23 protein-coding genes and 1 pseudogene are annotated in these 26390 nt (G+C 67.2%); 9 read left to right on the plus strand and 15 right to left on the minus strand.

The window, feature by feature from the left end; genetic code table 11:
* Positions 1 to 39: 39 nt before the first annotated feature.
* The 4 genes from D514_RS25575 to D514_RS25590 form a co-directional block, all read right to left on the minus strand.
* Positions 40 to 888 carry an ABC transporter permease gene (locus tag D514_RS25575; RefSeq protein ID WP_017829164.1) on the minus strand — a complete coding sequence of 283 codons (849 nt, stop codon included), beginning with the start codon at positions 886 to 888 and terminating at the stop codon, positions 40 to 42.
* Positions 881 to 1678, minus strand: coding sequence for an ABC transporter ATP-binding protein (locus D514_RS25580; protein ID WP_031205619.1), 798 nt, complete (start codon positions 1676 to 1678; stop codon positions 881 to 883). The genes D514_RS25575 and D514_RS25580 overlap by 8 nt, the downstream gene beginning before the upstream one ends.
* On the minus strand, positions 1678 to 2781 hold the full coding sequence (locus tag D514_RS25585) for an ABC transporter substrate-binding protein (protein ID WP_235562452.1): 1104 nt from the start codon (positions 2779 to 2781) through the stop codon (positions 1678 to 1680). The genes D514_RS25580 and D514_RS25585 overlap by 1 nt, the downstream gene beginning before the upstream one ends.
* Before the next feature lie 113 nt (positions 2782 to 2894).
* Complete coding sequence (locus tag D514_RS25590) at positions 2895 to 4346, minus strand: helix-turn-helix domain-containing protein (RefSeq protein ID WP_017829167.1); 1452 nt, start codon at positions 4344 to 4346, stop codon at positions 2895 to 2897.
* A gap of 133 nt (positions 4347 to 4479) precedes the next feature.
* On the opposite strand from D514_RS25590, the gene aceA reads away from it, so the two are divergent.
* The 4 genes from aceA to D514_RS25610 all read left to right on the plus strand — a co-directional run bounded on the left by aceA (position 4480) and on the right by D514_RS25610 (position 12504).
* Positions 4480 to 5805, plus strand: a complete 1326-nt coding sequence (gene aceA, locus D514_RS25595; RefSeq protein ID WP_017829168.1) for an isocitrate lyase — start codon at positions 4480 to 4482, stop codon at positions 5803 to 5805.
* A 70-nt stretch (positions 5806 to 5875) separates the two neighbouring features.
* Entirely contained in the window at positions 5876 to 7531 is a 1656-nt protein-coding gene (gene aceB, locus D514_RS25600; protein WP_031205622.1) for a malate synthase A, read from the plus strand.
* 95 nt (positions 7532 to 7626) lie between these two features.
* The gene (locus tag D514_RS25605) at positions 7627 to 8058 is read left to right on the plus strand and encodes a hypothetical protein (RefSeq protein ID WP_017829170.1); all 432 of its coding nucleotides are present in this window, start codon (positions 7627 to 7629) and stop codon (positions 8056 to 8058) included.
* 96 nt (positions 8059 to 8154) lie between these two features.
* The gene (locus tag D514_RS25610) at positions 8155 to 12504 is read left to right on the plus strand and encodes an ATP-binding protein (RefSeq protein ID WP_017829171.1); all 4350 of its coding nucleotides are present in this window, start codon (positions 8155 to 8157) and stop codon (positions 12502 to 12504) included.
* Positions 12505 to 12537: 33 nt separating this feature from the next.
* Here D514_RS25610 and D514_RS25615 read toward each other — a convergent pair whose 3' ends face one another.
* On the minus strand, positions 12538 to 13047 hold the full coding sequence (locus D514_RS25615) for an Lrp/AsnC family transcriptional regulator (protein WP_051056579.1): 510 nt from the start codon (positions 13045 to 13047) through the stop codon (positions 12538 to 12540).
* A 112-nt stretch (positions 13048 to 13159) separates the two neighbouring features.
* Between D514_RS25615 and ald the strand changes: the two genes are divergently transcribed.
* The 3 genes from ald to D514_RS25630 all read left to right on the plus strand — a co-directional run bounded on the left by ald (position 13160) and on the right by D514_RS25630 (position 16070).
* Positions 13160 to 14254, plus strand: coding sequence for an alanine dehydrogenase (ald, locus tag D514_RS25620; RefSeq protein ID WP_017829173.1), 1095 nt, complete (start codon positions 13160 to 13162; stop codon positions 14252 to 14254).
* A gap of 81 nt (positions 14255 to 14335) precedes the next feature.
* Complete coding sequence (locus D514_RS25625; RefSeq protein ID WP_017829174.1) at positions 14336 to 15535, plus strand: pyridoxal phosphate-dependent aminotransferase; 1200 nt, start codon at positions 14336 to 14338, stop codon at positions 15533 to 15535.
* 97 nt (positions 15536 to 15632) lie between these two features.
* Positions 15633 to 16070, plus strand: coding sequence for a hypothetical protein (locus D514_RS25630; protein WP_017829175.1), 438 nt, complete (start codon positions 15633 to 15635; stop codon positions 16068 to 16070).
* On the opposite strand, the gene D514_RS25635 is transcribed toward D514_RS25630, so the two are convergent.
* The 9 genes and pseudogenes from D514_RS25635 to D514_RS25670 form a co-directional block, all read right to left on the minus strand.
* Complete coding sequence (locus D514_RS25635; protein WP_017829176.1) at positions 16028 to 16429, minus strand: glyoxalase/bleomycin resistance/extradiol dioxygenase family protein; 402 nt, start codon at positions 16427 to 16429, stop codon at positions 16028 to 16030. The genes D514_RS25630 and D514_RS25635 overlap by 43 nt on opposite strands.
* Before the next feature lie 47 nt (positions 16430 to 16476).
* Positions 16477 to 16653 (minus strand): annotated as a pseudogene (locus tag D514_RS38440) (UDP-N-acetylenolpyruvoylglucosamine reductase); the annotation flags it as partial.
* A complete protein-coding gene (locus D514_RS25640) occupies positions 16602 to 17765 on the minus strand; it encodes a UDP-N-acetylmuramate dehydrogenase (RefSeq protein ID WP_017829178.1) in 1164 nt (387 codons plus the stop codon). The pseudogene D514_RS38440 and the gene D514_RS25640, both read right to left, overlap by 52 nt.
* A gap of 13 nt (positions 17766 to 17778) precedes the next feature.
* Positions 17779 to 18177 (minus strand): MaoC/PaaZ C-terminal domain-containing protein, encoded by a 399-nt coding sequence (locus D514_RS25645; RefSeq protein ID WP_017829179.1) that lies wholly within the window; start codon positions 18175 to 18177, stop codon positions 17779 to 17781.
* Positions 18177 to 18647 carry a MaoC family dehydratase N-terminal domain-containing protein gene (locus tag D514_RS25650; RefSeq protein WP_017829180.1) on the minus strand — a complete coding sequence of 157 codons (471 nt, stop codon included), beginning with the start codon at positions 18645 to 18647 and terminating at the stop codon, positions 18177 to 18179. Before D514_RS25650 ends, D514_RS25645 begins: the two co-directional genes overlap by 1 nt.
* 28 nt (positions 18648 to 18675) lie before the next feature.
* Positions 18676 to 19473 carry a sulfite exporter TauE/SafE family protein gene (locus D514_RS25655; RefSeq protein WP_017829181.1) on the minus strand — a complete coding sequence of 266 codons (798 nt, stop codon included), beginning with the start codon at positions 19471 to 19473 and terminating at the stop codon, positions 18676 to 18678.
* A gap of 47 nt (positions 19474 to 19520) precedes the next feature.
* Positions 19521 to 21068 carry a tripartite tricarboxylate transporter permease gene (locus tag D514_RS25660; protein WP_017829182.1) on the minus strand — a complete coding sequence of 516 codons (1548 nt, stop codon included), beginning with the start codon at positions 21066 to 21068 and terminating at the stop codon, positions 19521 to 19523.
* Positions 21068 to 21637: a tripartite tricarboxylate transporter TctB family protein gene (locus D514_RS25665; protein WP_236610916.1), complete on the minus strand. Its 570-nt coding sequence runs from the start codon at positions 21635 to 21637 to the stop codon at positions 21068 to 21070. Before D514_RS25665 ends, D514_RS25660 begins: the two co-directional genes overlap by 1 nt.
* A gap of 1 nt (position 21638) precedes the next feature.
* Entirely contained in the window at positions 21639 to 22676 is a 1038-nt protein-coding gene (locus D514_RS25670) for a tripartite tricarboxylate transporter substrate binding protein (protein WP_017829184.1), read from the minus strand.
* 162 nt (positions 22677 to 22838) lie between these two features.
* Here D514_RS25670 and D514_RS25675 point away from each other — a divergent pair, with 162 nt between their 5' ends.
* Together D514_RS25675 and D514_RS25680 are read left to right on the plus strand one after the other, a co-directional pair.
* Complete coding sequence (locus tag D514_RS25675; protein WP_017829185.1) at positions 22839 to 24059, plus strand: PAS domain-containing protein; 1221 nt, start codon at positions 22839 to 22841, stop codon at positions 24057 to 24059.
* Between the two features lie 92 nt (positions 24060 to 24151).
* Complete coding sequence (locus D514_RS25680; protein WP_017829186.1) at positions 24152 to 25726, plus strand: AMP-binding protein; 1575 nt, start codon at positions 24152 to 24154, stop codon at positions 25724 to 25726.
* 71 nt (positions 25727 to 25797) lie between these two features.
* Here D514_RS25680 and rplQ read toward each other — a convergent pair whose 3' ends face one another.
* Positions 25798 to 26358, minus strand: coding sequence for a 50S ribosomal protein L17 (gene rplQ / locus D514_RS25685; protein WP_031205627.1), 561 nt, complete (start codon positions 26356 to 26358; stop codon positions 25798 to 25800).
* Positions 26359 to 26390 lie beyond the last annotated feature (32 nt).

Below are 26390 nucleotides of genomic sequence, written 5' to 3' on the forward strand. Positions count from 1 at the left end.
GACGGGTGGGGGCGCCCGTCCCGGGATGAGGGTGCCGCGTCAGCCCTTGGCCGTGACCTCGCCGTCGCTCCACCAGAGCACGCGCTTGCGCACCAGGGCGAGGACGATGATCAGGAGCACGCCGAGCAGGCAGAGCAGGGCGATGCTGGCCCAGGTGACGGCGAGGTTCGCCTGCGCCGCGGAGGTGGTGACGAGCGAGCCGAGCCCGGCCTGCTGTCCCGCCGCGACGAACTCGGCGACCGCCGCGCCGACCACCGCGAGCGGCAGGGCGATGCGGAGCCCTGCGAACACGTAGGGCATGCTGCCGGGGAAGCGCAGCTCGCGGAAGATCTCCCACCGCGAGGCGTGCAGCGTCTTGAAGACGTCGAGCGCCTTCTGGTCGACATCGCGCAGACCCGCGAGCGAGTTCACGAGCATCGGGAAGAAGACCACGAGCCCGGTCACGATGAACTTCGGCACCATGCCGAAGCCGAAGGCGACCACCAGCGCCGGGGCGATAGCCACGATCGGGGTCACCATCACGATGATCACGAGCGGCATCACGGCCCGCTCGATGATCTGGAACTCGGCCATGACCACGGCCAGCAGGAAGCCGGCCAGGATGCCGGCGGAAGCACCGACCACGACCTCGAGCAGGGTGACGAGGAAGTTCGACCAGTACATGCCGGCATCGTCGACGAGGCTCGTGCCGATCGCCTCCAGCGTCGGGAGCACGTAGGGGTTGGTCCAGGCCACGACCTGCCACAGCAGCGCGGCGATCACGAAGGTGATGAGGGTGGGTCCCCAGGATCCCCAGCGCAGCCACGGCGGGATGCCACGGCGCGGCTGGGCCTTCAGGCGGGCGGTCGCGAGGGTCGCGGTGGTGTCTCTCATCGTCAGCTCAGACATGGGCCTTCTCCGTCTGCGCGCGCAGCGCACCGCGCACGACTGCTTCCAGTTCACGGAACTCGTCCGTCGCGTAGGCCTCCTCGGTGCGCGGCCGCGGCAGGTTCACGTCGATCACCTGAGCGATGCGCCCAGGGTGGGCTGCCATCACCACGATGCGGTCGGAGAGCATGATCGCCTCCGGCACCGAGTGCGTGACGAACATGACGGCCTTGCGATTGGACTGCCAGAACTCCAGCAGGGCGATGCGCTGCAGGTCGCGGTTCATCTCGTCGAGGGCCGAGAACGGCTCGTCCATCAGCATGATGGCCGGGTCGAACACGAATGCCCTGGCGATCGCGGCACGCTGCTGCATGCCGCCGGAGAGCTGGCCGGGGTACTTCTTCATCGCCTGTCCGAGTCCGAAGGTCGCCAAGAGCTCGGCGGGATCGCGCAGTGCGCGTCCGGAGTTCGCCTTGGCGTTGATGCGCACCGGCAGCTCGACGTTCTCGCGCACGGTCTTCCACGGCAGCAGCGCGGGCGACTGCGGCACGAGGCCGATCTTCTTGTCGCGCGAGGCGGCGGTGACGCTCTCGCCGTCGATCGTGACGGTGCCGGAGTCGGCGTCGAGAAGACCGGCGACCACCTTGAGCAGCGTGGACTTGCCGCAGCCGCTGGGGCCGATCACCGACACGAACTCGCCCATGCCGATCGTGAGGCTCACATCGTCGAGCACCGTGACCTTGGCGCCGTCCGCCCCGAAGGACTTCGAGACGTTCCTGACCTCGACGCCTGCTCCCTGTGCGACTGACATCACTTCGCCGGCCATGTGAGGGTGTCACCGTCGTAGAGGTCGGCGACCAGGTCGGCGTCCATCATGTCCGCGATCGCCGGCAGGTTCTTGACGTCGCCGTACTTCTTCACGAGGGCGTACTCCGGCTCCCACATGGATTCGTTCTGCACGCCGGGGTTGCCGCCGGCGCTCTCACGCACCCACGCGGACTCGACCTCCCACGTGCGGGCCAGCTGGTCGCGCGGGAAAGCGGCGCCCTGGTTGTTGTCCTCGGCCAGCTTCGCGAGCTTGTCGATGCAGGCATCCGACTCGTCCAGGCAGTACTGCAGCGCCTTGAGGCTCGCGCGCATGAAATCGGCGGCGACCTCACGGTGCTCGTCGAGGAAGCGGGAGTTGACCTCCATCACGTTGTAGGTGCCCTCGACGCCGAGGTCGGAGGGGAGGAATTCGCTGAACGGCAGTCCCTGCGCCTTGAGCGACTGCGGCTGGTTGGAGGCGTAGCCGACGATCGCATCGACCTGCTCGCGGACCACGACGGTCGGGTCGTAGTTGGTCATCTTGACCATCTCGACCTTCGAGACGTCGACACCGGCCTCATCGAGCATGGCCGAGGCGATCGGGGTCAGGTTGATGAAGTAGCCGAGCGATCCGCCCTCGAGGTCCTTGAGGCTCTCGAGCCTCTCGTTGCCGAAGATCGAGAACGGCGGCGTGGTGCCGTAGGTGGCGACCGCCGTGAGGTTCTTGCTGTTCGCCGCGGCCAGCATCACATCGGATGCGGAGCCGAGGGCGGTGAACTGCGCCTGACCGGAGGCGACGAGCTGCTGCCCGTTCGCCCCGGAGGCGTTGATCTCCACATCCAGGCAGAGATCGTCGAAGTAGCCCAGCTCCTCGGCGAGGAACACGTCGAGCTGACCGGCGCTGGCGGAGTAGCCGTAGCCGGAGATGTAGGTGATGGTGCCGGCATCCTGATTCCGCTTGCAGGCGTCGGTGTCGCTCGCACTCGTGGGGGCGGTATCGCCGCCTGGCGTCTGCGCGGAGCATGCTCCGAGCGTCAGCGTGGCGGCGAGAACGCACGTCAGGGTGGCAGTGATGCGGAATCGGGTTTCCGCAGAGGAAGTAGCCATGAGGGTCCCTTCTCGGCCGTTCGTCATTGATGGCTCGATGAAAGTAACATAGTCAAGATTGACTAAGCAAGATCGAACTAACTTTTGACGAACGGTGGGAGTGGGTCCCGCACTCAACGAGGGGCGTGCGCCTCCAGGAACTCGTACACGTCGGTCGTGTCGACGCCGGGGAAGGCCCCGGTCGGCAGTGTCGCCAGCAGCGTGCGCGGCGTCTTCACATTGGGCCAGGAGTTCTCGCGCCAGCGGTCCTCCAGGTCGGCGGGAGCCCGCCGGCAGCACACCTCGACCGAGTGCTTGGAGACGCCGCGGTGCGGGGTGTCGCGCCCCACGAACCACTTCGTGTCGTCGAAGCGCACCCCGACGCTCACCGAGTGCAGCCCCTCGCTCGAGGACTCGACCCGCGCCGTGCACCAGTACGTGCCGTTACCGGTGTCGGTGTACTGGTAGTACGGGTTGAAGCGGTCATCCTCGTCGAACACCACGCGCGAGGTCCACCGGCGGCAGCACATCTGGCCCTCGATGGCCCCGAGGCGGTCGGTCGGGAAGTTCACGTCGTCGTTCTCGTAGGCCTTGGTGATCGTGCCCGACTCGTGCACCTTGAGGAAGTGCACCGGGATGTCGAGGTGTCGTGTGGCGAGGTTCGTGAAGCGGTGCGCCGCCGTCTCGTACGACACCGAGTACGCATCACGTAGGTCCTCGATCGAGATCGCCTTGCGCTGCTTGGCGTCCATCAGGGCGGGGACGACATGCGCCTCCGGGATGAGGAGGGCACCGGTGAGGTAGTTGGTCTCCACGCGCTGGCGCAGGAACTCGGCATAGCTGCGCGGTTCGGAGTGCCCGAGGATGCGGCTCGAGAGCGCCTGCAGCACCGCGGTGCGGGCATCGCCCTTCGCGGGCACGCTGCTCGACAGGTAGAGCCGGCCGTTCGCGAGGTCCGCGACACTGCGCGTTGTCTGCGGCAGGTCGGGGGCGTAGTGCAGCGTGAAGCCCAGATGCGCCGCGATCTCAGACGCCGTGCGCTGCGTCAGAGGACCGCCCGGATGGCCGACCGCGGCCAGGATCTCGGCGGCCTTCGCCTCGAGATCGGCGAAATGGTTGTCCTGTCGCCGCATGAGGTGCCGCAGCTCGACGTTGGCCCGCCTGGCCTCCTCCGGCGTCGCAGCCCGCTCATCCTTGAGCCGATCGATCTCGCCGTGCAGCGCGAGCAGGGCCTTCAGCGCATCCGTCGGCAGGCTCTTCGCGATACGGAACGGCTCGATGCCCAGCGCCTGGAACGTCTGGCCCTTCATCGCCCGCTCGAGGGCGATCTCGACCGCGCTGCGCTCATCGAGCGGCTCACCCTCCAGCAGCGCATCGATCGTGACCCCGAGCACGCGGGCGATCGCCTGCAGCTGCGTGAGCTTGGGCTCGCGCTTGCCGGTCTCGATCATCGACATCTGGCTCGGCGCCCGATCGACGGCGGAGGCCAGGTCGTCGAGGGTCATGCCCTTCGCCGTACGGAGCTGGCGGATGCGCCGGCCGATCGTGAGGGCGTCGGTCTCTTCTGCAGCATCGATGGTGCTCATGCGGCCGATTCTGTCACAGAAACAGAATTTTGCCCGATCTTCTCTCCCAGATCGGTCGTTGGGGCTTCCGAACTTCACGCACAGTGGAACCACGCCACACCGGCACAGCCGCCGGATCCACCGAGGAGACACCATGACGAACACCGCCCACACCCCGACGCCCCGCCCCGCCGGTCTGCGAGCCGGCGACCAGGTTCAGACGGCCGCCGAGCTCCAGGAGATCTGGGACACCGACCCGCGCTGGGACGGCGTCGAGCGCACCTACTCGGCAGAAGACGTCATCCGCATCCGCGGCTCGGTCCGCGAAGAGGCCACGCTCGCCCACCGCGGCGCCGACAACCTCTGGAACCTCCTGCACACCGAGGACTACGTCCGGGCGCTCGGTGCGTACACCGGGGGCCAGGCCGTGCAGCAGGTGCGGGCGGGGCTGAAGGCCATCTACCTCTCCGGATGGCAGGTCGCCGCCGACGGCAACCTGGCCGGTCAGACGTACCCTGACCAGTCGCTGTACCCCGCCAACTCCGTGCCGGCGGTCGTGCGCCGCATCAACAACGCCCTCATCCGCCAGGACCAGCTGGAGCACGCCGAAGGCGAGACCACACAGGACTGGCTCGCCCCGATCGTCGCCGACGCGGAGGCCGGGTTCGGCGGCCCGCTGAACGCCTACGAGCTCGCACAGTCGCTCATCCAGTCCGGTGCCGCGGGCATCCACTGGGAAGACCAGCTGGCCAGCGAGAAGAAGTGCGGCCACCTCGGCGGCAAGGTGCTCGTGCCCACCCAGCAGCACATCCGCACCCTGAACGCCGCTCGCCTGGCGGCCGACGTGGCGGGAGTGCCGACCGTCATCATCGCCCGCACGGATGCCCTCGCCGCCGACCTGCTCACCAGCGACGTCGACGAGCGGGACCAGCAGTTCACCACCGGCGAGCGCACCACGGAAGGGTTCTACCGGATCCGCCCCGGCATCGAGTCGGTCATCAGCCGCGGACTCGCCTTCGCCCCGTACGCCGACCTGCTGTGGGTGGAGACGGGTGAGCCGGACATCGAGCTCGCCCGCAACTTCGCCGCGGCGATCCACGCCGAGTTCCCCGGCAAGCTCCTGGCCTACAACTGCTCGCCGAGCTTCAACTGGAAGAAGCACCTGTCGGACGCCGAGATCGCGACGTTCCAGCAGGAGCTGGCCGACCTGGGCTACAAGTTCCAGTTCATCACGCTGGCCGGCTTCCACGCCCTGAACTACTCGATGTTCGACCTCGCCCGCGGCTACGCCGATCGCGCCATGAGCGCCTATGTCGAGCTGCAGGAAGCCGAGTTCGCCGCGGAAGCAGACGGGTACACCGCCACCAAGCACCAGCGCGAGGCGGGCACCGGCTACTTCGACGTCATCTCCACCGCGCTCAACCCCGACAGCGCGACACTCGCCCTCGCCGGCTCCACCGAAGCCGCGCAGTTCCACTGATCCCCACGCCCCTTTCGCGCGTGACCCCCTCTTGTCGCATCATTCGACACCGATCGAAGGACTCACGATCATGACCATTCCCACCGCTCCCCCGACCACTGCTCCGATCCAGACGACCCAGCAGGGTCCCGCGATCGAGGTCACCGGCCCCCTCCGCGACCGCTACGAGGAGATCCTGACCCCGTCGGCGATCGCCTTCCTCACCGAGCTGCACCACCGATTCGCCGCGCGGCGCCACGACCGTCTGGCCGACCGGATGCGTCGCCGCTTCGAGATCGGCAACGGGCACGACCCCCAGTTCCGCGACGACACGGCACACATCCGTGAGGATCGGGACTGGCGGGTGGCCGGTGCCGGCCCCGGACTCGAGGACCGTCGCGTCGAGATCACCGGGCCGACCGACCCGAAGATGACGATCAACGCGCTGAACTCCGGCGCGCGGGTGTGGCTCGCCGACCAGGAGGATGCCACGAGCCCCACCTGGAAGAACGTGATCGAGGGGCAGCTGTCCCTCCGTGACGCCATCCGCGGCGAGCTGTCGTTCACCTCGCCGGAAGGCAAGGAGTACCGGGTCACGGCGGAGCGCACCCCCACGATCGTGATGCGTCCTCGCGGATGGCACCTGCCCGAGAAGCACATCGCCTTCATCGACCGCGCCGGTCGTCGCACGTCGGCATCGGGATCGCTGGTCGACTTCGGCCTCTACTTCCTGCACAACGCACAGGCGCTGATCGACAGCGGGCGCGGGCCGTACTTCTACATCGCCAAGATCGAGTCGAGCGAGGAGGCGAAGCTGTGGGACGACGTCTTCTCGTTCAGCGAGGAGTACATCGGCATCCCGCACGGCACGATCCGCGCGACCGTGCTGATCGAGACCCTGCCGGCCGCCTTCGAGATGGACGAGATCCTCTACGAGCTGCGCGACCACTGCGCGGGACTGAACGCCGGCCGCTGGGACTACATCTTCTCGATCATCAAGAACTACCGCGGCCGCGGGGCGCGCTTCGTGCTCCCCGACCGCAGCGAGGTCACGATGACGGTGCCGTTCATGCGGGCGTACACCGACCTGCTCGTGCAGACCTGCCACAAGCGGGGCGCCTTCGCGATCGGCGGCATGAGCGCGTTCATCCCGAACCGCCGCGACCCCGAGGCGACGGCGCGCGCGATCGAGAAGGTCACCGCCGACAAGAAGCGCGAGGCCGGCGACGGCTTCGACGGCACCTGGGTCGCGCACCCCGACCTGATCCCCACCGCCCAGGCGGAGTTCGACGCCGTGTTGGGCGACCGTCCCAACCAGGTCGACCGACAGCGCGACGATGTCCACGTCGAGGCCCGCGACCTGCTGGACCTGCACATCGGTCGGCCGATCACCGCGCAGGGCGTGCGGGACAACGTGTCCGTCGCCATCCGCTACCTGGAGGCCTGGCTGCGCGGGCTCGGCGCCGTGGCGATCGACAACCTGATGGAGGACGCCGCGACGGCCGAGATCAGCCGCTCGCAGGTGTGGCAGTGGATCCACCAGGACCGCACCACGCAGGACGGCACCCCCATCACGGCCGAGTATGTCGAGGATCTGATCGCCCAGGTGCTCGCACAGGCGACGCGCAGCCACGGCGACCGCTACGACGACGCCGCGGAGATCTTCCGTGAGGTCGCCCTGCGGGAGGAGTTCCCCACGTTCCTCACGCTGGGCGCCTACAGCCGGTTCCTGGTCGACGAGGACTGAGCGCGCGAAGGAGCCCTCGGGCCGCGGCCGATGCCGCGACCGAGGGCTCCTTCGTGTGCGGAGCCGGTGCCACCGCACGGGCGTAGCCTGGGGGTATGACCGACGTCTGGGCGGACATCGCCTCCGAGTTCCTGCACTTCTACCCGCGCGGCCGGCGCCTGCTCGCGGTGGCCGGGGCAGACGCCGAGCGCTCGCGGCAGGCGGCAGAGGATCTCCTGTCCGCGCTGACGGCATCGGGGCAGCAGGTCATCCGCGAGCACTCGCCGGACGGTGACGAGGCCGAGCTCCGCGCCGCGGTCACCGCTTTCCGCGAGGGTCCGAAGAGCGACGACGTCCTGCTCGTCTCGGGGCCGTCCGCTCTGCTCGGCGAGCGCACCAGAGGCATGTGGAACTACGCGGTGTGGCAGCTGGCGGGCGACGAGCCACCGCACACCGTCGCGGGTTCGATCGTCGATGTGACCGACCCCGCGCATCCGGCCCGTCGGTTCGCCGACTACTGCGCACTGCCCTCCTCCTACGGCGCCTGACGCGTGAGACCGTTCAGTACCAGGTAACCAACGAGCCGACGACCTCCGCAACTTACGTCAACGAGCACTGATGGCTTAGCAGATACTCTGATTGACGTGGCTTTCGCGGGAGGTGCCGCCGACAAAGTCGGCAACGAGTATGAAACCTGGTGGACGTTGCGCCGGGTTACTCAGTTGTTGCGCGGCGAAATTGACGCGATTGCGCTCGAACCCTTGCACGGCGACGGTGCGGAACTCTGGGTCGAGACACGTGGGCGGCGCACATTCGACCAAGTGAAGTACCGATCCTCGGGGCAGTGGACGCCGGCACGATTGCGGTCGGATGGGGTGCTTTCTAAGCTCGGTCGGCATTACGCGGCCGGTCACGAGGTGCTGCTTGTCCTCTCCCAGCCTTCGGAGGACCTCGAGAAGCTGATAGATCTGGCGCTTGCCACGACGTCAGGCTCCGAGTTGTGGGAGGAAGCGACGGAAACCAATAATCTAAACCTTCTGTCCGATGCCTGGGGCGTCGGACGAGATGAGACACGCTCGTATCTGACTCAGACGACCGTTCGACACGATGGGCTGCCACACCTCAAAGAATTTGTCTCCCTCACCCTCGAGACCCTCGTACTCGGCAACCCTGCGCTCGCCTCCGGAACCCTTCGCGCCTTTTTGGACGCTCGAATCGCTCGGGCGTTCACTGCGTCAGATGTTTGGGAGGCGCTTACTTCTGACGGATTCTCTCCCCGCCCGCGCGCCGAACCGGGGCCGACCATCGCGAGACTTCGAGATGCCCTTGATCGACACTCGAGGGCAGTCCGACGCTCGGCACCCAATGCCGGCATCATCTTGCGCCGCGAAGTTGATGACATCGTCGAGGCCGTCACCGATTCAAGATCACCGGTCGTTATAGTCGCTGGGAAGGCCGGCGCAGGAAAGTCGGTTGTCGTAGCGGAGGCTGCCGAACGGCTTGTGCAGTCGGGACGACACGTCGCGGCCCTGCGCCTCGACCGGCTTGATCCGAGTACATCTACTGCCGCGCAACTCGGGAGGGGCCTGGATCTCGATCAGTCGCCGGTAGTTGCCCTATCCGAGGTGTCGCCTGAGGGAATCGATGGCGTCCTAGTTATCGATCAACTCGACGCCGTGAGCAACTACAGCGGTCGCATGCCGGCCGTCTACGATGCCGTCGACGAAGCCCTGAACCAGGCGCGATTACTAGGGAATGTGCGAGTCATCCTGGCCGTCAGGTCAGTCGACCTCGCTGAAGACCCGAGGCTTCGAAGGCTCGCCGGCGAGAGCGCACCTACCATTCAGGTTGGCGACCTCGAACTCGAGAGTATTCGGTCGTACTTGTTGGACCTGGGCACCGATGTCGAGAACGTAAGCGCTACGACTCTTCAACTACTTCGGTTGCCGATACACCTCTACATCTTCAGCGAACTCGAACCCGCGATGCGCGCGGCTTCGTATGGGACTCTCACATCCCTGTACAGCGCCTTCACGCGCGCGTTTCGCGTCCGGTTGGAACGATCAGGGCATCCAGACGAGTGGCCTGCCGTATCGCGGTTGCTCGTCGAACGTATGAACAGCCATGAGACTCTCTCGCTTCCCACCAGCTACTTGGACGAGATTCGCCCCCTCTACGTGGAAGCCTTGTTGTCTGCGAACGTGCTCGTGGAACAGGACGGACGAATCGCGCTGTTCCACGAAACCTATTTCGATTACCTCTTCGCGAAGTCGTTCGATCTACGGGGCAAAGCGCTCGTGAGATGGTTCGCGCGAACGGGTCAAGGCCTTTTCCGCCGTTCCCAACTACGTCAGCTGCTTGCGTTCATTTCTACGGCCGAACCCGAAATTTTCGTTGAACAGGTTCTGGCTGTAGCAACCAGCTCACTGCGACCCCACCTTGTTTCGATCGCTTACAGCGCTCTCGCCGACATGGATCCTCGGAGCGAGGATTGGATCTCGGTTCGCCATTTGGCCGTAGCGGAGAATCCGTTCGGAGCACGCATTGTCTCCCTTATCGGCGCACCAAAGTGGTTCGATGCCGCGGACGCGACTGGCGATCTGGAGATCCTTCTCGACGACCCCGAGTGGTCTGAGACCGTCGCTGGCATGGTCGCGCGACTTGCTTCCGAGCGTCCAAGTCGGGTACTCGAGTTGCTCAGTACGCGCCAGCACACCGGGGAGATGTGGATCCGTGCGATCCGCATTGCCATTGACGTGGCTGATTCTCCTATCTGGACAGACTTCGCCCTCACTCAACTCCTCAACGGCGGATCGGACCTCGCCAATGAGCCGTTTAGTGTGATTCATAGCCGGATGTTTCATCGCACGCTCAGCAGCAGACCGGACGAAGCCCTGAGGCTCTTCGTAGCCGTCATATCCCGCGATCTTGACCACGCCATCGCCGGCCACTCACCCGAGAACGACGGCATTCTACGCGGGAGAGACAGATCCTCAATTCTCGAGAAAGACCTGAACGATCTCGCGATGGCTCTTGGCGCAAGATACGTGGAGACGTTGTGGCCGCTGATATCAAGGATCGCTACCTTCTACCCACCCTCGGGCGCACAATTCTGGCGATACCGCGTGCGAGACACGCATCGCGAACTCGGCGATTCACTGTTTTATACATTCGGTGACGCCCTTACGCGATTGACTCGCGAGAGTCCTGCGGTTGCGATCCCAATCCTGGAATCCCTCACGCATATCCACTCTGGCGCACTGGATTTCCTCGTTTGCCGGGCCCTTCACGAAGCCTCTCCGAACTCGGCAATCGACTGGATACTCGATTCCGAAGAGCACCTTTCGGTCGGATGGCTATCTGGTCCACGGTGGGAAACACGCCGTCTAATCGAGCATGCAAGCGCCGCATGCTCTGACGACCACTTCGCGGCCTTGGAAGCAGCCATACTGTTCTGGGCGCCTGACTACAACCGAGCGGAAGCGAAGCTGCGATGGCGCGGACTCGCAGAACTCGAATTGTTGAGTGCTCTCGCCCCTCACCGGCTCAGCCCTCGAGCAGCTGGGCGCCTCGCAGAATTGCGCCGAAAGTTCCCGACGTGGAAACCCACAGAACCCGAAGGTATGTCTGGCGGCATGGTTCAACCGCCTATTGCACGCAGCGCGGCAGAGAAAATGACCGATGCTCAGTGGCGCCAAGCGATAACGAATTACGCGAATCGAGACCGTCTGTCTTTTCGAGACGGAGGTGCCTACGGAGGTAGTGAAGAACTAGCAAGCCTGATGGGAACGCTCGCCCGAGAAGATTCCGAAAGGTTCCTGAAATTCGGTCTAGAACTCCCTCCGGAGACGCCGTCAACCTATGCAGATCATCTCGTCCGCAGCTTAGCCGGAGAAGTCCCGCAGGACCGGCTGCTCCCGCTGATACGCAAGTTCCGGCGCGACCACCCATTGGATTCAGGGCGTGCGGCGGCGGCAGTCCTTGATGAATACTCGCAAGACCTCTCAGAAGAGTGCTTCCAAGAGTTGCTTTCTCTAGCCGGTGATGTCGACCCATCTCGCGAGTATGCACGTGAGAGAACAAACTCAGGGTTCTACTTCGGGGGAGACTTCGTTTCTGCGGGAGTCAACAGCACTCGCGGGCGCGTCGCGAGCACACTGGCCAAAGTCATCTTCGCTGACGAGTCTCGGTTGGCAGCGGCTCTGCCAGCGCTTCACGCGCTCGCTAACGACCCCATAGTCGCCGTCCGCGTGCTCGCCGCCGAGGCGATCCTCGCGTATGCCGCTTCTGCCCGTGACGAAGGTCTCGATCTTCTCGAGCGCTTACTCGATGACGACCACGTACTGTCTGCATCTACGGGGCTCCGAGCGCTCAGGTGGGCGATGCTTTGGGACGCCGATCGATTCAGCCCATTGCTTATCCGGGCGCTATCGGGTCAAGACGCGAAACTCGCAGGTGCTCATTGGGCGAACTGTCTGATCAATGATGCTCTGGGCTCGGCTCCCACAGATGTAACACTCCTTTCTGAGAGCGCACGCGTTGGTGCTGCAGACGCAGTCTCAACGAACCCGGGGTTGGCCGCGACCCTGGTCGCGCAATTATTTAATGACCCCAGCCCTGAAGTTCGGCGAACCGTCGCGCGAAGTGTCAGCTCCATCTCCGACATGAGTGATGCCGCTCGCAATGACCTGGTCGAGCATTTCTTAAAGAGCCGCTCTTTTGAGAATGAATACGGCCAGCTTCTCGACGCTCTCGAGGATCTTCCGGGGGAGCTTCCCGCCACGACGTGGGAGGCGTGCCGCCGCATCCTGAGTTCTTTGGCCAGTTCGCCGCGACGCAGATTCGTACCCCATGGGGATGACCTCGTCACGATCCTCATACGCCTTTATCGTTCATCCGACGCCGCAGGTCGTGAAGCCGCTCTCGATCTCATCGACCAAACGGTTTTGTTGGAGCTTTGGCTTATCGATGAGGCCCTGGACGCCGCCCGGTAGCTCTGACGACGGCGCGTCACCTGCGACCCGCACTCAGCGGAACGAAGCGGCCACCGAGTTGCGGTGGTAGTCGAACACGATGCTCGTGCGGGTGGAGGCGACGCTGCTCTGCGCCGAGAGGTGCTCGAGCACGAACTCGCGCATCTCGGATGAGTCGGCGACCGCGATGTGCAGCAGGAAGTCGTCGTCGCCGCCGAGGAAGAAGAGCTGGATCACCGGAGGCAGCACGCGCACGCGATCCGCGAACTCGACGATGCTCTCCCGCCGTCCGCTCGGACGCAGCGTGACGCCGATGATCGCCTGGAGCCCTGCGCCCAGCATCCGCTCGTCCACACTCGCGTGGAAACCCGTGATCACGCCGCGGTCCACGAGGGCGCGCAGCCGGGTGTGCGCCGTCGAGGGCGCGACGCCGAGACGTGCGGCGAGCTCGGCATTCGTCATGCGCCCGTCGGCCGTGAGCAGCTGCACGATCCTGGCATCGATCGCATCCAGGGCCGGTGCCCGAACGGTGTTCGGCTCCGGGGCCTGTGAGGTCGTCTCCATGCGAAGCATTATTCAGGATTTCTGCTTCATGCGAATCATCTTCACCGATTCTGTTGTTCTGTCGATGTTTCTGCGATCCTGGGTGCCGCACCGCATCACACCTGGAGGATCAATGAAGATCGGCGTCCCCACCGAGGTCAAGAACAACGAGAACCGCGTCTCCCTCACCCCCGCCGGCGCCGACCGCCTGGTGCGCGAGGGCCACCGCGTGCTCGTGCAGTCCGGCGCCGGACTCGGCTCGCGCATCACGGACGACGACTACCGCGCGGCCGGCGCCGAGATCGTGGCGACCGCCGCCGAAGCGTGGGGCGAGGCCGACCTGGTCATCAAGGTCAAGGAGCCGATCGCCCAGGAGTACGGCTTCCTGCGCGACGACCTCACCCTCTTCACCTACCTGCACCTCGCCGCCGACCGTGCGCTCACCACCGCGCTCGTCGAGGCGGGAACCACCGCCGTCGCCTACGAGACGGTGCAGCTGCCCGACCGCAGCCTGCCGCTGCTCGTGCCGATGAGCGAGATCGCCGGGCGCCTCTCGGTCACCATGGGCTCGTACTCGCTGCTGCGCTCGCAGGGCGGTCGCGGCATGCTGCTCGGCGGCATCGCCGGCACGCCGCGCGCCAAGACCGTCGTGATCGGCGGCGGTGTCGCAGGAGAGCACGCCGCGGCGAACGCGCTCGGGCTCGGCTCGAAGGTGACGGTGATCGACGTCGCCCTGCCGCGCCTGCGCGAGCTCGAGCACCGCTACGGCGGCGCCCTCGAGACCCGCGCGTCGAGCCGCTACGACATCGCCGAGGAGCTCAAGACCGCCGACCTCGTGATCGGCTCCGTGCTGATCCCGGGAGCTGCGGCCCCCAAGCTCGTGACCGACGACATGGTCGCGGCGATGAAGCCCGGCTCCGTGCTCGTCGACATCGCCATCGACCAGGGCGGATGCTTCGAGGGCTCGCGCCCCACGACCCACGACGACCCCACGTTCGCGGTGCACGACTCCATCTACTACTGCGTCGCGAACATGCCGGGCGCGGTTCCCGAGACGGCGACCCGTGCGCTGACCAACGCGACCCTCCCCTATGTCTCGGCGATCGCCGGGAAGGGCTGGGAGCGCGCGGCGTCCGAAGACGCGGCACTGGCTGCGGGTCTGAACGTGCAGGGCGGGCGCATCACGCTCGCGGCCGTCGCGCAGGCTCACGGTCTCGACGCGGGCTGACCTTCCGAACCCGAAAGAACCTCGGATCTTGGCGGCATCCCACACCTCACCTGCCGCATCGACCCGAGTACGCTCGTAATCGTGACCGAACGCGCTCCTCTCTCCCGCAAGCTGTCCGCCATCGCCGAGTCCGCGACCCTCAAGGTCGACGCCAAGGCCAAGGCCCTCAAGGCCGAAGGCAAGGACGTCATCTCGTATGCCGCCGGCGAGCCCGACTTCGCGACGCCGCAGTTCATCGTGGATGCGGCGGCCGAGGCTCTGGCCGATCCCGCCAGCTACCGGTACACGCCGGCCCCGGGTCTTCCGGCGCTGCGTGAGGCGATCGCCGCGAAGACGCTGCGCGACTCCGGCCTCGAGGTCTCCCCCAGCCAGGTCATCGTCACCAACGGCGGCAAGCAGTCCGTCTACCAGGCCTTCCAGGCGGTGGTGAACCCCGGCGACGAGGTGCTGCTGCCCGCGCCGTACTGGACCACCTACCCCGAGGCCATCCGACTCGCCGACGGCACCCCCGTCGAGGTCTTCGCCGGCGCCGACCAGGAGTACAAGGTCACGGTCGAGCAGCTCGAGGCCGCCCGCACCGCCCGCACCACCGCCCTCGTGTTCGTCTCGCCGTCGAACCCCACCGGCTCCGTCTACACCGCCGAGGAGACCGCCGCGATCGGCGAGTGGGCGCTGGAGCACGGCATCTGGATCATCAGCGACGAGATCTACCAGAACCTCACGTACGAGGGCGTCAAGGCCACCTCGATCGTCGAGGCCGTCCCCGAGGTCGCCGGTCAGACGATCCTGGTCAACGGCGTCGCGAAGACCTACGCCATGACCGGGTGGCGCGTGGGCTGGATGGTCGGCCCCGCCGACGCCATCAAGATCGCCGGCAACCTGCAGTCGCACCTCACCAGCAACGTGAACAACGTCGCCCAGAAGGCGGCGATCGCCGCCCTCACCGGCCCGCAGGACGAGGCCGAGAAGATGCGCCAGGCATTCGACCGCCGCCGCCAGCTCATCGTCTCAGAGCTGTCGAAGATCGACGGTCTCGTGGTCCCGAACCCGCTCGGCGCGTTCTACGTGTACCCCGACGTGCAGGGTCTGCTCGGCCGCACCTGGGGCGGCGTGACGCCGACCACCTCGCTCGAGCTCGCCGACCTCATCCTCGACCAGGCCGAGGTCGCGGTCGTCCCCGGTGAGGCCTTCGGCCCGTCCGGCTACATCCGCATGTCGTACGCGCTCGGCGACGAGCAGCTGCTCGAGGGCGTCCAGCGCCTGCAGCGCCTGTTCGCCTGACCCTCGGAACCGACGAAGGCCCCTCCCGTCCGCAGCTGGGAGGGGCCTTCGTCACGACGTCTCCTCCCCTCAGGCGAGGGTCAGCGATACTGGAAGCATGACGAACGGCGAGCAGGAGTATGAGCGGATGCCGGTGACTCTGCGGGTGGCATTCCCCGTCCTGATCACGGTGACCGCGCTGGTCTTCTTCCTCGCCCTCGCGGTCGCTCCCTTCCTCTGGTACTGGGGAGGAGAGTCGCGTCAGTGGCTCAGTGTGCTCCCCTTCGTACCGGTGGTCGTCTACGCGACCATCACGGTGCTGGTGATACGACGGAAGTCGTGGGCCCGATATGCGACTCTGCTGTTCCCGCTCCCGCTCGCGCTCTACGTTCCGGCGGCAGCGGCCCCGATCTGGGAGTTCTGGGTCGGCCTCGCGGCCCTCGCCCTCACCACCGCGGCGGTCGTGTTGATCTTCCTGCCGTCGTCTCGTCCCTACTTCGGCAGCGGGACACCTCAGTCCTCGGGGTGGAAGCCGATCAGCCAGCGGATGCCGTAGCGGTCGATGAGCGTGCCGTCGTAGTCACCCCACGGACGCTTCTGCAGTGCGTCGATCACGCGGCCGCCGGCGGCGAGCTCGTCGTACCAGTCGGTCAGAGTGAGGGCGTCGGCCGTGCCGAGCAGCGAGAGGAACATGCCGCCCATCTGCACGGCATCGTCATCGGCTCCGGCATCCGCTCCGGCGATCTCGACCAGTCCGCTCAGCTGCCCGTGCGCGATCGCATCGCCGGGGCCGTCATGCCGCCCCGCGGTGGCGTAGTCGAGCAGCTGGAGCTCGCCGCCGAACACCGATTGATAATGACGCAACGCCTCCGCGGCGTTGCCGGGGAACAGCAGGTACGGGATCAGTCCGCTCATGCCGCGAGTGTAGCCGCGACCACGGACCTGACCCGCAGATCGACGACCTACAGATCGACGCCGACGAGCACCGGCTCCGGCTGCAGCACGAGACCGAACTCGGCGTGCACCCTGCTCTGGATGAACCGTGCCAGCTCGGCGACCTCGCCGGCGGTCGCGCCACCGCGGTTGGTCAGTGCGAGCGCGTGCTTGGTCGACACGGATGCGCGGGAGCGCGGGAGCTTGANGGCTCCGGCTGCAGCACGAGACCGAACTCGGCGTGCACCCTGCTCTGGATGAACCGTGCCAGCTCGGCGACCTCGCCGGCGGTCGCGCCACCGCGGTTGGTCAGTGCGAGCGCGTGCTTGGTCGACACGGATGCGCGGGAGCGCGGGAGCTTGAACCCCTTACGGATGCCCGCCTGCTCGATGAGCCAGGCCGCGCTCACCTTGACATCGGAGACCGCTGCGGGCTTCGAGGTCGGAACCATTCCGTCGTACGAGGCGAGCGGGATCACGGTCACCGCATCGAGGTCGGGGGCGACCGGCCAGCGCGGGCATTCCGTGGGCAGCGCCCTGGCGACCGCCGCCGTCACGATCGCGTTCTGGAAGAAGGAGCCGACGCCGTGGGTGTCGGGGTCATCCGCGTCGAGCAGCATGCCCTTCGACGCGCGGGTCGCGAGGATGCGCTCACGCACCCACCCCAGCGGAACGGGTGTCTCATCGGTGAGCCCCAGCGCCCGACGCAGCTGCTCGCCGCGCACCACACGCTCGCCCGCGATCAGCAGGTCGACGGTCACGGAGAGGATCACGGCACGGCGCAGCGGCACACTCCCGTGGTGGTGCTTGAGCACCGACGTGCGGAACCCCAGCCCGAGCTCGGCAGCGGCAACCGTCGAGATCTCGCCGGTCGACTCGTCGATCAGCTCGACCTCGACCAGCGTCTCCTGGATCTCCTGCCCGTACGCCCCGATGTTCTGCACGGGAGCGGCGCCGACCGTGCCGGGGATCCCGCTCATGGCCTCGAGGCCCGCATACCCGTGGGCGACGGCATAGGCGACGAGGTCGTCCCACCCGTGTCCGGCCTGCGCCCGCAGACGGATGCGTCCCTGATGCGGTGACGGCAGCTCGTCGATGCCCTCGGTGCGCACGCGGATGACCGTGCCTTCGAACGGCTCGTCGCCCACGAAGAGGTTGGAACCGCCGCCGAGGACGAACCACTCGTCGCCGCGCGCCCAGGTCTCACGCAGAGCATCGACGAGACCCGCCGTCGTCGTCGCCTCGAACATCCGCTCCGGTGCTGCTCCTGTGCGCAGCGTGGTCAGCTCCGCCAGACGGACCGGCTCGATCTCCCGCATCAGCTCGCCCTCATCAGACGGCGACGCGCAGCTGCGCCTTGACGAGCACGGTGGTCTCGCCGAACGTGACCTTGAGGTCGATGCGCGCGGACTCGTCGTCGACGGCGCCGACCGTGGCGACGACGGTGACGTCAGCGCCCTCGTCGGGGTCGACCACGACCGGCTTGGTGAAGCGCACGCCGTAGTCGAGGATGCGCGTGGCCGGGTCGAGAGCCGCGACGACCACCGACGAGGCGATGCCCATCGTGAGCATGCCGTGCGCGAGCACGCCGGGAAGCCCGACGGACGCTGCCACGTCATCGCGGTAGTGGATCGGGTTGAAGTCTCCGGATGCCCCTGCGTAACGAACGAGCGATTCGCGGGTGAGGTGAACCGTGCGCTCGGCGAGCACGTCTCCGACGGTGTAGCCCATCAGGCGGCCTCTCCTTCATCCGCACTCGGCTCGGCACCGACCAGCAGCACGCTGGTGGCGGTGACGACGTGGGCGCCCGCGGGGTCGGTGATCTCGGCCTCGCTGGTGATCATCGCGTTGCCGCCCATCATCCGGATGCCGGTGACGCGCAGCTGCGCGGTGAGCTCGTCGCCCGCGACGATGGGGCGCGTGTAGGTGAAGCGCTGCTCGGCGTGGATGGTGCGCGCCAGCACGATGCCGGAGTCCTCCTGCCCCAGCAACTGCTGGAGCGTGAGGTCCTGGATGACCATCGCGAAGGTCGGCGGCGCGACGACGTCGGAGAAGCCCGCCGCGCGGGCCGCCTTCAGGTCGGTGTGCTGCGGGGCGTCGGCGAAGACGGCACGAGCGAACTCGCGCACCTTCTCGCGGCCGACGAGGTACGGGGCCGTCGGCGGGAACTCCCGGCCGACCAGATCTTGGTTCACTGCCACCCCTCGATCCTACCGAGGCAGGCGGAGCTCAGGCCCGCTTGCGCCCTCTGACAGCCTTGATCGCCATCTGCACCGCGATCACGACAAGATATGCCGCGAACAGCATGTTGCCCAGCGTGGGGTCGACGATCGTGGCCAACCATGCTCCGAGCGCCGTCGTCGTGCAGGCCGAGACGCCGATGAGCAGCGCCGCGAGCAGATCGACGTTGCGGTTGCGGAGGTTGCCCACGGTGCCCGAGATCGCGGTCGGGATCATCATGAGCAGCGACGTGCCCTTGGCGACCAGGTCGCTCGTGCCGAAGGCCAGCATCAGCACGGGCACGACGATCACGCCACCGCCGACGCCGATCAGCCCCGCGAGGATGCCGGTGCCGATGCCCACGCCGACGAGGGCGATACCGGTCAGCCAGGAGAGTTCGAACGCGGCATCACGCGAGGGGATGACCAGGAAGAGGCTGACGATCACGACCAGCAGGAAGCCGACGAAGCCCCAACGCAGGGCGGTCTGCGAGATGCGCGGCAGCAGCCGCGTGCCGATCTGCGCGCCCACCACGGCGCCGGCGGCGAGGATGATCGCGGGGATCCAGGCGACAGACCCGGTCGTGGCGTAGGAGATGACGCCGACGCTCGCCGTCGGCACGATCGCCGCGAGGGATGTCCCGGCCGCGAGGCGCTGATCGAAGTGCAGCAGGAGCACCAGCAGCGGAACGATGACCGTGCCACCGCCCACGCCGAAGAGTCCGGAGAGGAGGCCGGCGAGAAGGCCGATGCCGATGAACGCCGCGTAGGCGCGAGGCCCTCGTGCGGGGGCCTGTACGTCACTCACCGGATCAGCCTACTCGCGGCCGCCTCCCCTCTCGAACCGCGTGCCGGTCAGACCTCGGAGTCCGCCGTGATCGGCACCGCGATCGACGCGGTCAGCGCCTGCTCGTACCGACGCTGGCGACGCCGCAGCCACAGTCCGCCGACGATCAGCAGGGCGAGCACGCCGTAGGCGATCGCGGCAAACGGCTGCGTGACGAGCGTGCTCAGATCCCCCTGGCTCAGCTGCAGCGCCTTGCGCAGCTGCTCCTCGGCCATCGGTCCCAGGATCATGCCGACCACGAGCGGCGCGACCGGATACCCGTACCGGCGCATGAAGTATCCGAGGATGCCGACGATCAGCAGAATCACGATGTCCGTCGGCGAGCTGTGCAGCGCATACGCCCCGAACACCGCGAACAGCAGGATGCCCGCGTACAGGTACGGCCGCGGGATCTGCAGCAGCTTCACCCACATCCCCACGAGCGGCAGGTTGAGCACGATCAGGATCACGTTGCCGATGTAGAGGCTCGCGATGAGCGCCCACACCAGGTTCGACTGGCTCTCGAACAGCAGCGGCCCCGGCTGGATGCCGTACGACTGGAACGCCGTGAGGATGATCGCCGCGGTCGCCGTCGTCGGCAGGCCGAGCGTGAGCAGAGGCACCAGCACGCCGGCGGCGGCGGCGTTGTTGGCCGACTCCGGACCGGCGACCCCTTCGATCGCGCCACGTCCGAACTCGTCGCGGTGCTTCGACAGCTTGCGCTCGGTCGCATAGGACAGGAATGTGGCCACGTCGGCGCCGCCCGCCGGGATCGTGCCGATCGGGAAGCCGATCGCCGTGCCCCGCAGCCAGGGCTTCCATGACCTCCGCCAATCGGCCTTGGTCATCCAGGAGCGCCACCCGCGTGTCACAGGGATCACGTCGACGCCGCCGTGCCGCAACCGGGCGGCGATGTAGAACGTCTCCCCCACCGCGAACAGCCCGACGGCCACCAGGACGATGTCGACGCCGTCGGACAACGCGGGAAGCCCCAGCGTGTAGCGCTGCTGCCCGGAGAGCCAGTCGGTGCCGACGAGACCGAAGAACAACCCGACGCCGAGCGAGAGCATCCCGCGCGAGATCGAGCTGCCGATCAGCGCGCCAACCGTGATGAACGCGATCACGATGAGGGCGACGTAGTCCGCCGGTCCCAGGTTCACCGCGAACTGCGCGAGCAGCGGAGCCAGCAGCGTCAGCCCCAACGTCGCCAGGGTGCCGGCGATGAAGGACCCGATGGCCGCGGTGGCGAGCGCGGCGGCACCGCGCCCCATCCTGGCCATCTTGTTGCCCTCGATCGCCGTGACTATCGAGGCCGACTCTCCCGGTGTGTTCAGGAGGATGCTCGTCGTCGAGCCGCCGTACATGCCCCCGTAGTAGATGCCCGCGAAGGTGATCAGCGCGGCGGCGGGATCGAGCGTGTAAGTGAGGGGCAGCAGCAGCGCCACCGTCATGGCGGGGCCGATGCCCGGGAGCACTCCCACCGCGGTGCCGACGAAGACGCCGAGGAAGGCGAACGCGAGGTACTGCGGCTGCAGCGCGGTCGCGAAGCCCTCCAGGAGCAGGGTCCAACTGTCCATCAGAACATCCTTCCGAGCCAGCCGAGAGCGGGCCCCCAGGGCAGCGACAGGCCGAGCAGACCGCCGAAGACGACCTGGATCACGAGCGCGACCGCGATCCCGATGAGCAAGGCCATCCACCAGCGCTTGGCGGCAAGCGACCACGCGACCCCGCCGAACAGCAGGGCGGCCGCGGGCGCCCACCCCAGCGGCTCGATCAGGAGCAGGTGGGCGACGACGAGACCCGCCAGCTTGGCGAGGGTGACCCAGTCGGTCGGCAGGCTCTCATCGATGTCCTCCGCCTCCTCCGCACCGCCGCGTTCGCCGCGCAGCACCCCGATCAGGACCGCGACAGCGGAGGCGAGCAGGATGACGGAGACGAAGATCGGGAAGACCGTCGGGCCGGCCTTCATGCCGACGGGGACGTGGATCAGGAAGATGCCGCCGACGGCGAAGACGCCGAGCGCGACCATGATTCCGGCGAACACGAGTTCGCCGAAGGGGACGGAGGAAGTGCGGCGTGCGGGTCGACCGCCGTGGTCGACCCGCATGCCCTGCTCCCCGGTCCCCGATGATGCGGGGACCGTCATGTCACTGCACCAGGCCGATGTTCTTCAGCGTCGCGGTGACCTCTTCGATGTTCCCGGTGAGGAACTCGTCGAAGTCCGCACCGACCAGGAACGCGTCGGTCCATCCCTTGGTCTCCAGCTGCTCGGTCCATGCCTCCGACTCGTGGAGCTCGGTGATCACACGGACCAGCTCGTCCTTCTCTCCGTCCGAGATCCCACCGGGGGCGATCACCCCGCGCCAGTTCGTCAGGACGACGTCGTAGCCTTCCTCCGTGATGGTCGGGACGTCGGGGAGCTGCGACACCGGCTCCTCGCTCGACACCGCCAGTGCCTTCAGCGCGCCGCTCTCGATGTGCTGGGCGAACTCGCCCACACCCGAGATGCCCGCGGAGACCTTCCCACCGATGAGCAGCGGAACCGCCTCACCGCCGCCGGAGTTCGGGGTGTAGTTCAGTTTCTCGGCGATCTCCGCACCGTCGAGCCCCGCCTCTTCGAGCATGAGCCCGGCGAGGATGTGGTCGGCGCCTCCCGCGGACCCGCCCGTGACGGTGACCGACTGACCGTTGTCGACGATGTCCTCCACGAGGTCTTCGAGGGTGTCGTACTTCGAGTCCGCCGGTACGACGACGACGAGCGGCTCGTCCGTCAGGCGGGCGATCGGGGTGGTGTCCTCGATCCGCACCGCCGAGGCGTTGGTCTCGACCGCTCCGACCATGACCAGACCCATCACCATGAGGGTGTTCGGGTCCTTCTCGTTGGCGAGCTGAGCGAGGCCGACCGTGCCACCGGCGCCACCCACGTTGGTCACCGGGGCGGAGGCGACGAGGTCGTCCTGGGTGAGCACCTGCGACAACGCTCGTCCGGTCTGGTCCCATCCCCCGCCGGGGTCGGCCGGGACGACGATCGAGACGTCGGTGATCGTGGCCGCTTCGGATTCCCCTCCACCGTCGTCGGTCGCGGCGCTGCCGCCGGCGCACGAGGTGAGGGCGAGGGCGGCGACCGCGGCCATTGCGGCCCACGTTCCGATGCGGGCGGGGGGTGCGATGCGTGCGTTCTTCATGTGCGCTCCTCCTTGAGCGTTGTGATGCTGTCGCTCCACCCTGGGGCGTGCGACACCCGCGGTGCGGCTTCGGAAACCATTGGTCGGAGTTTCGGAACTATTGGTCTCGAGCAGCGCTCTCCCCCGCTCGCACCGCGCGCGGCGAGGGGCGACAATGAGCAGGTGGCCTCGAAGATGACGCTCCGCGTGCAGCTGCTCGTGCTGCAGGCGCTGATCGTGTTCCTGGTGACCCTTGCGACCGGCATCGTGGCCGGCGCCTTCCAGGAGCACGCCCTCCGTGAGGCCTACAAGGACCGGATGCAGGCCGTGGCCCAGTCGATCGCAGCGCTTCCCACCGTGCATGCGGCCTTCGACGACGCCGAGCCCTCCGTCGCGATCCAGCCCATCGCCGAGGTCATCCGCGAGGCGTCCGACCTCGCCTATGTGGTCGTGGCCAACGACGACGGCATCCGCTACTCGCACCCGAATCCGGCGCGCATCGGCGAGAAGGTCTCCACCGACCCGTCGATCCCGCTCTCGGGCGAGGTCTACGTCGGCACGCAGACCGGCACACTCGGCACCTCCTGGCGGGTCAAGGTGCCCATCCGCGACGACGAGGGTGCCGTGATCGGCACCGCATCCGTCGGCATCCTGGAGTCCGAGCTCAACGAGGAGTTCTCGGCGAACCTGGTGTGGCTGATCTCGGCGATGCTGGCCGCGGCCGTGCTCGGGGTGTTCGGATCCGCGTGGGTGACCTCGATCATCCGACGGCGCATCTACCGACTCGAGCCGCATCAGATCGCCGCCCTCGTGAAGAACCAGGAGACCACGCTGCACGGCCTCAGCGAAGGCGTGATCACGGTGGACGACACCGGACGGATCACGCTCGTGAACGATGCCGCCGCCCGCTTCCTGGACAGGGACGCCGCCGACCTCGACGGCGAGCTCGCCGCCGAAGCACTGGGCACGGAGCTTTCGACCGTGCTGCGGGAGGGCGAGTCCGCCGGTCGACCGGTGATCGTGGGATCGCACGTACTCGTGGCCCGCAGCACCGGGAGCGAGGCCGACCGCGGAGGAATCGGGGCCACACTCCTGCTGCGCGATCACACCGAGCTGCATGATGTGGTGCGACGAGTCGAGGCCGCTGACGCGATCATCGCCTTCCGGCAGCGCCTCGGACTCCCCAAGGGCCTCAGCGCCGAGACGCTCGACCGCGTCTCTGCGGCGCTCGTCGCACGCCCCGACGCCTCAGCCACCGAGATCGGTGAGGACCTGGACATCTCCCGGGTCAGTGCCAGGCGCTACCTCGAGCACCTCGCCGCATCGGGAAGGGCGACGCGCGCGCTCGACTACGCGACCAAGGGTCGCCCGAGCACCCGATACCGCGCCAGCGACGCCGTCTGACCTGCACACAGCCCTGGGACGCAGTGCCATTCTGTGCGACACTGGATCGCATTCGACATCGACGTCAGCCTGCCCGGATCGAAGGAGATCGCATGGTTCGCAGTACCTATCCCGATGTGGAGATCCCCGAGGTCTCCATCCACGACTTCCTGTTCGGCGACCTCTCCGACGCCGAGCTCGACACCGTAGCCCTCGTCGACGGGATGAGCGGGGCGACCACCACCTACCGGCAGCTCGTCGGGCAGATCGATCTGTTCGCCGGTGCCCTCGCGGCGCGCGGTGTCGGAGTGGGCACCACGGTCGGTGTGCTCTGCCCGAACGTCCCCGCGTTCGCCACCGTGTTCCACGGCATCCTTCGCGCGGGTGCCACGGCCACCACCATCAACTCGCTCTACACCGCAGACGAGATCGCGAACCAGCTCACCGATGCGGGCGCGACCTGGCTCGTGACCGTGTCGCCCTTGCTTCCCGGTGCGCAGGCCGCCGCCGAGAGGCTCGGATTCGACGCCGACCACGTCATCGTGCTCGACGGCGCCGAAGGCCACCCCTCCCTCCCGGCGCTTCTCGGAGAGGGGCGCCAGGCACCGGACGTGTCGTTCGACCCGTCGACGCATCTGGCCGTCCTCCCCTATTCCTCGGGAACGACCGGGCGCCCCAAGGGCGTGATGCTCACCCACCGGAACCTGGTCGCCAACGTGTCCCAGTGCCAGCCGGTGCTCGGCGTCGATGCGAGCGACCGCGTGCTGGCCGTGCTGCCCTTCTTCCACATCTACGGCATGACGGTGCTGCTGAACTTCGCGCTGCGTCAGCGGGCCGGGCTCGTGACGATGCCGAGGTTCGACCTCCCCGAGTTCCTGCGCATCATCGCCGAGCACCGCACGAGCTGGGTCTTCGTCGCTCCTCCCATCGCCGTCGCCCTCGCGAAGCACCCGATCGTCGACCAGTACGACCTCTCGGCGGTGAAGGTCATCTTCTCCGGTGCGGCCCCTCTCGACGGCACGCTGGCATCTGCCGTCGCGAACCGCCTGGGCTGCATCGTCACCCAGGGCTACGGCATGACCGAGACCAGCCCCGCCGTGAACCTGATCTCCGAGGCGCGTACCGAGATCGACCGCTCGAGCATCGGCCCGCTCGTACCGAACACCGAGGCGCGGCTCGTCGACCCCGACTCGGGTGAGGACGTGGCGGTGCCGGCAGAGGGTGCGAGTGAGCCCGGTGAGTTGTGGGTGCGAGGACCGCAGGTGATGGTCGGCTACCTCAACCGCCCGGACGCCACGTCCGAGATGCTCGACGCCGACGGCTGGCTGCACACCGGCGATGTCGCCACGGTCACCCACGACGGCATCTACCGGATCGTCGACCGGCTCAAGGAACTCATCAAGTACAAGGGCTATCAGGTCGCGCCGGCCGTGCTGGAGGCGGTGCTGCTCGAGCACCCCGCCATCGCGGACGCCGCGGTGATCGGCGCCTTCGATGACGACGGGCAGGAGGTGCCCAAGGCCTTCGTCGTGCGTCAGCCGGATGCCGACCTCGACGCCGACGCGGTCATGGCCCACGTCGCCTCGCACGTCGCGCCGCACGAGAAGGTGCGGCAGGTGGAGTTCATCGATGTGATCCCGAAGTCGAGCTCGGGGAAGATTCTGCGCAAAGATCTTCGCGCTCGCTGAGAACACCGCCGGGTACACGAAGAAGCCCGCCATCCCTTGCGGGGTGGCGGGCTTCATCGTGAGTGAAGTGCTTACTCGGACTTCTTCTCGACAGCGTCCTCGGCGGCAGCCTCGGCTGCTTCGCCCTCAGCCTGCGACTCGGCGCCGGCGTCGACGGTCTCCTCGGCGGGAGCCTCCTCGACCGGAGCCTCCTCGACGACCTCAGCCGGCTTCTCAGCCTTCTCGGCCTTGGGAGCGGCAGCAGCCTTCTTGGTCGACTTCGCCTTCGGGGTGACGGGCTCGAGAACGAGCTCGATCACGGCCATCGGAGCGTTGTCGCCCTTGCGGTTGCCGACCTTCGTGATGCGGGTGTAGCCACCCTCACGGTCAGCGACGAGCGGCGCGATCTCGGAGAACAGGACGTGCACGACTTCCTTGTCACCGATGACCGACAGCACGCGACGACGCGCGTGCAGGTCGCCACGCTTGGCGAAGGTGATCAGACGCTCGGCGAGCGGGCGAAGGCGCTTGGCCTTGGTCTCGGTCGTCTTGATCGACTTGTGGGTGTAGAGCGCCGCCGCGAGGTTGGCAAGCATCAGGCGCTCGTGTGCGGGGCCGCCTCCGAGGCGGGGACCCTTAGTGGGCTTGGGCATAATCGTCTAGCTCCTGGTCAGAAAGGTCGGGT

It is taken from the genome of Microbacterium sp. UCD-TDU (assembly GCF_000340625.1).
Lineage (GTDB): Bacteria > Actinomycetota > Actinomycetes > Actinomycetales > Microbacteriaceae > Microbacterium > Microbacterium maritypicum.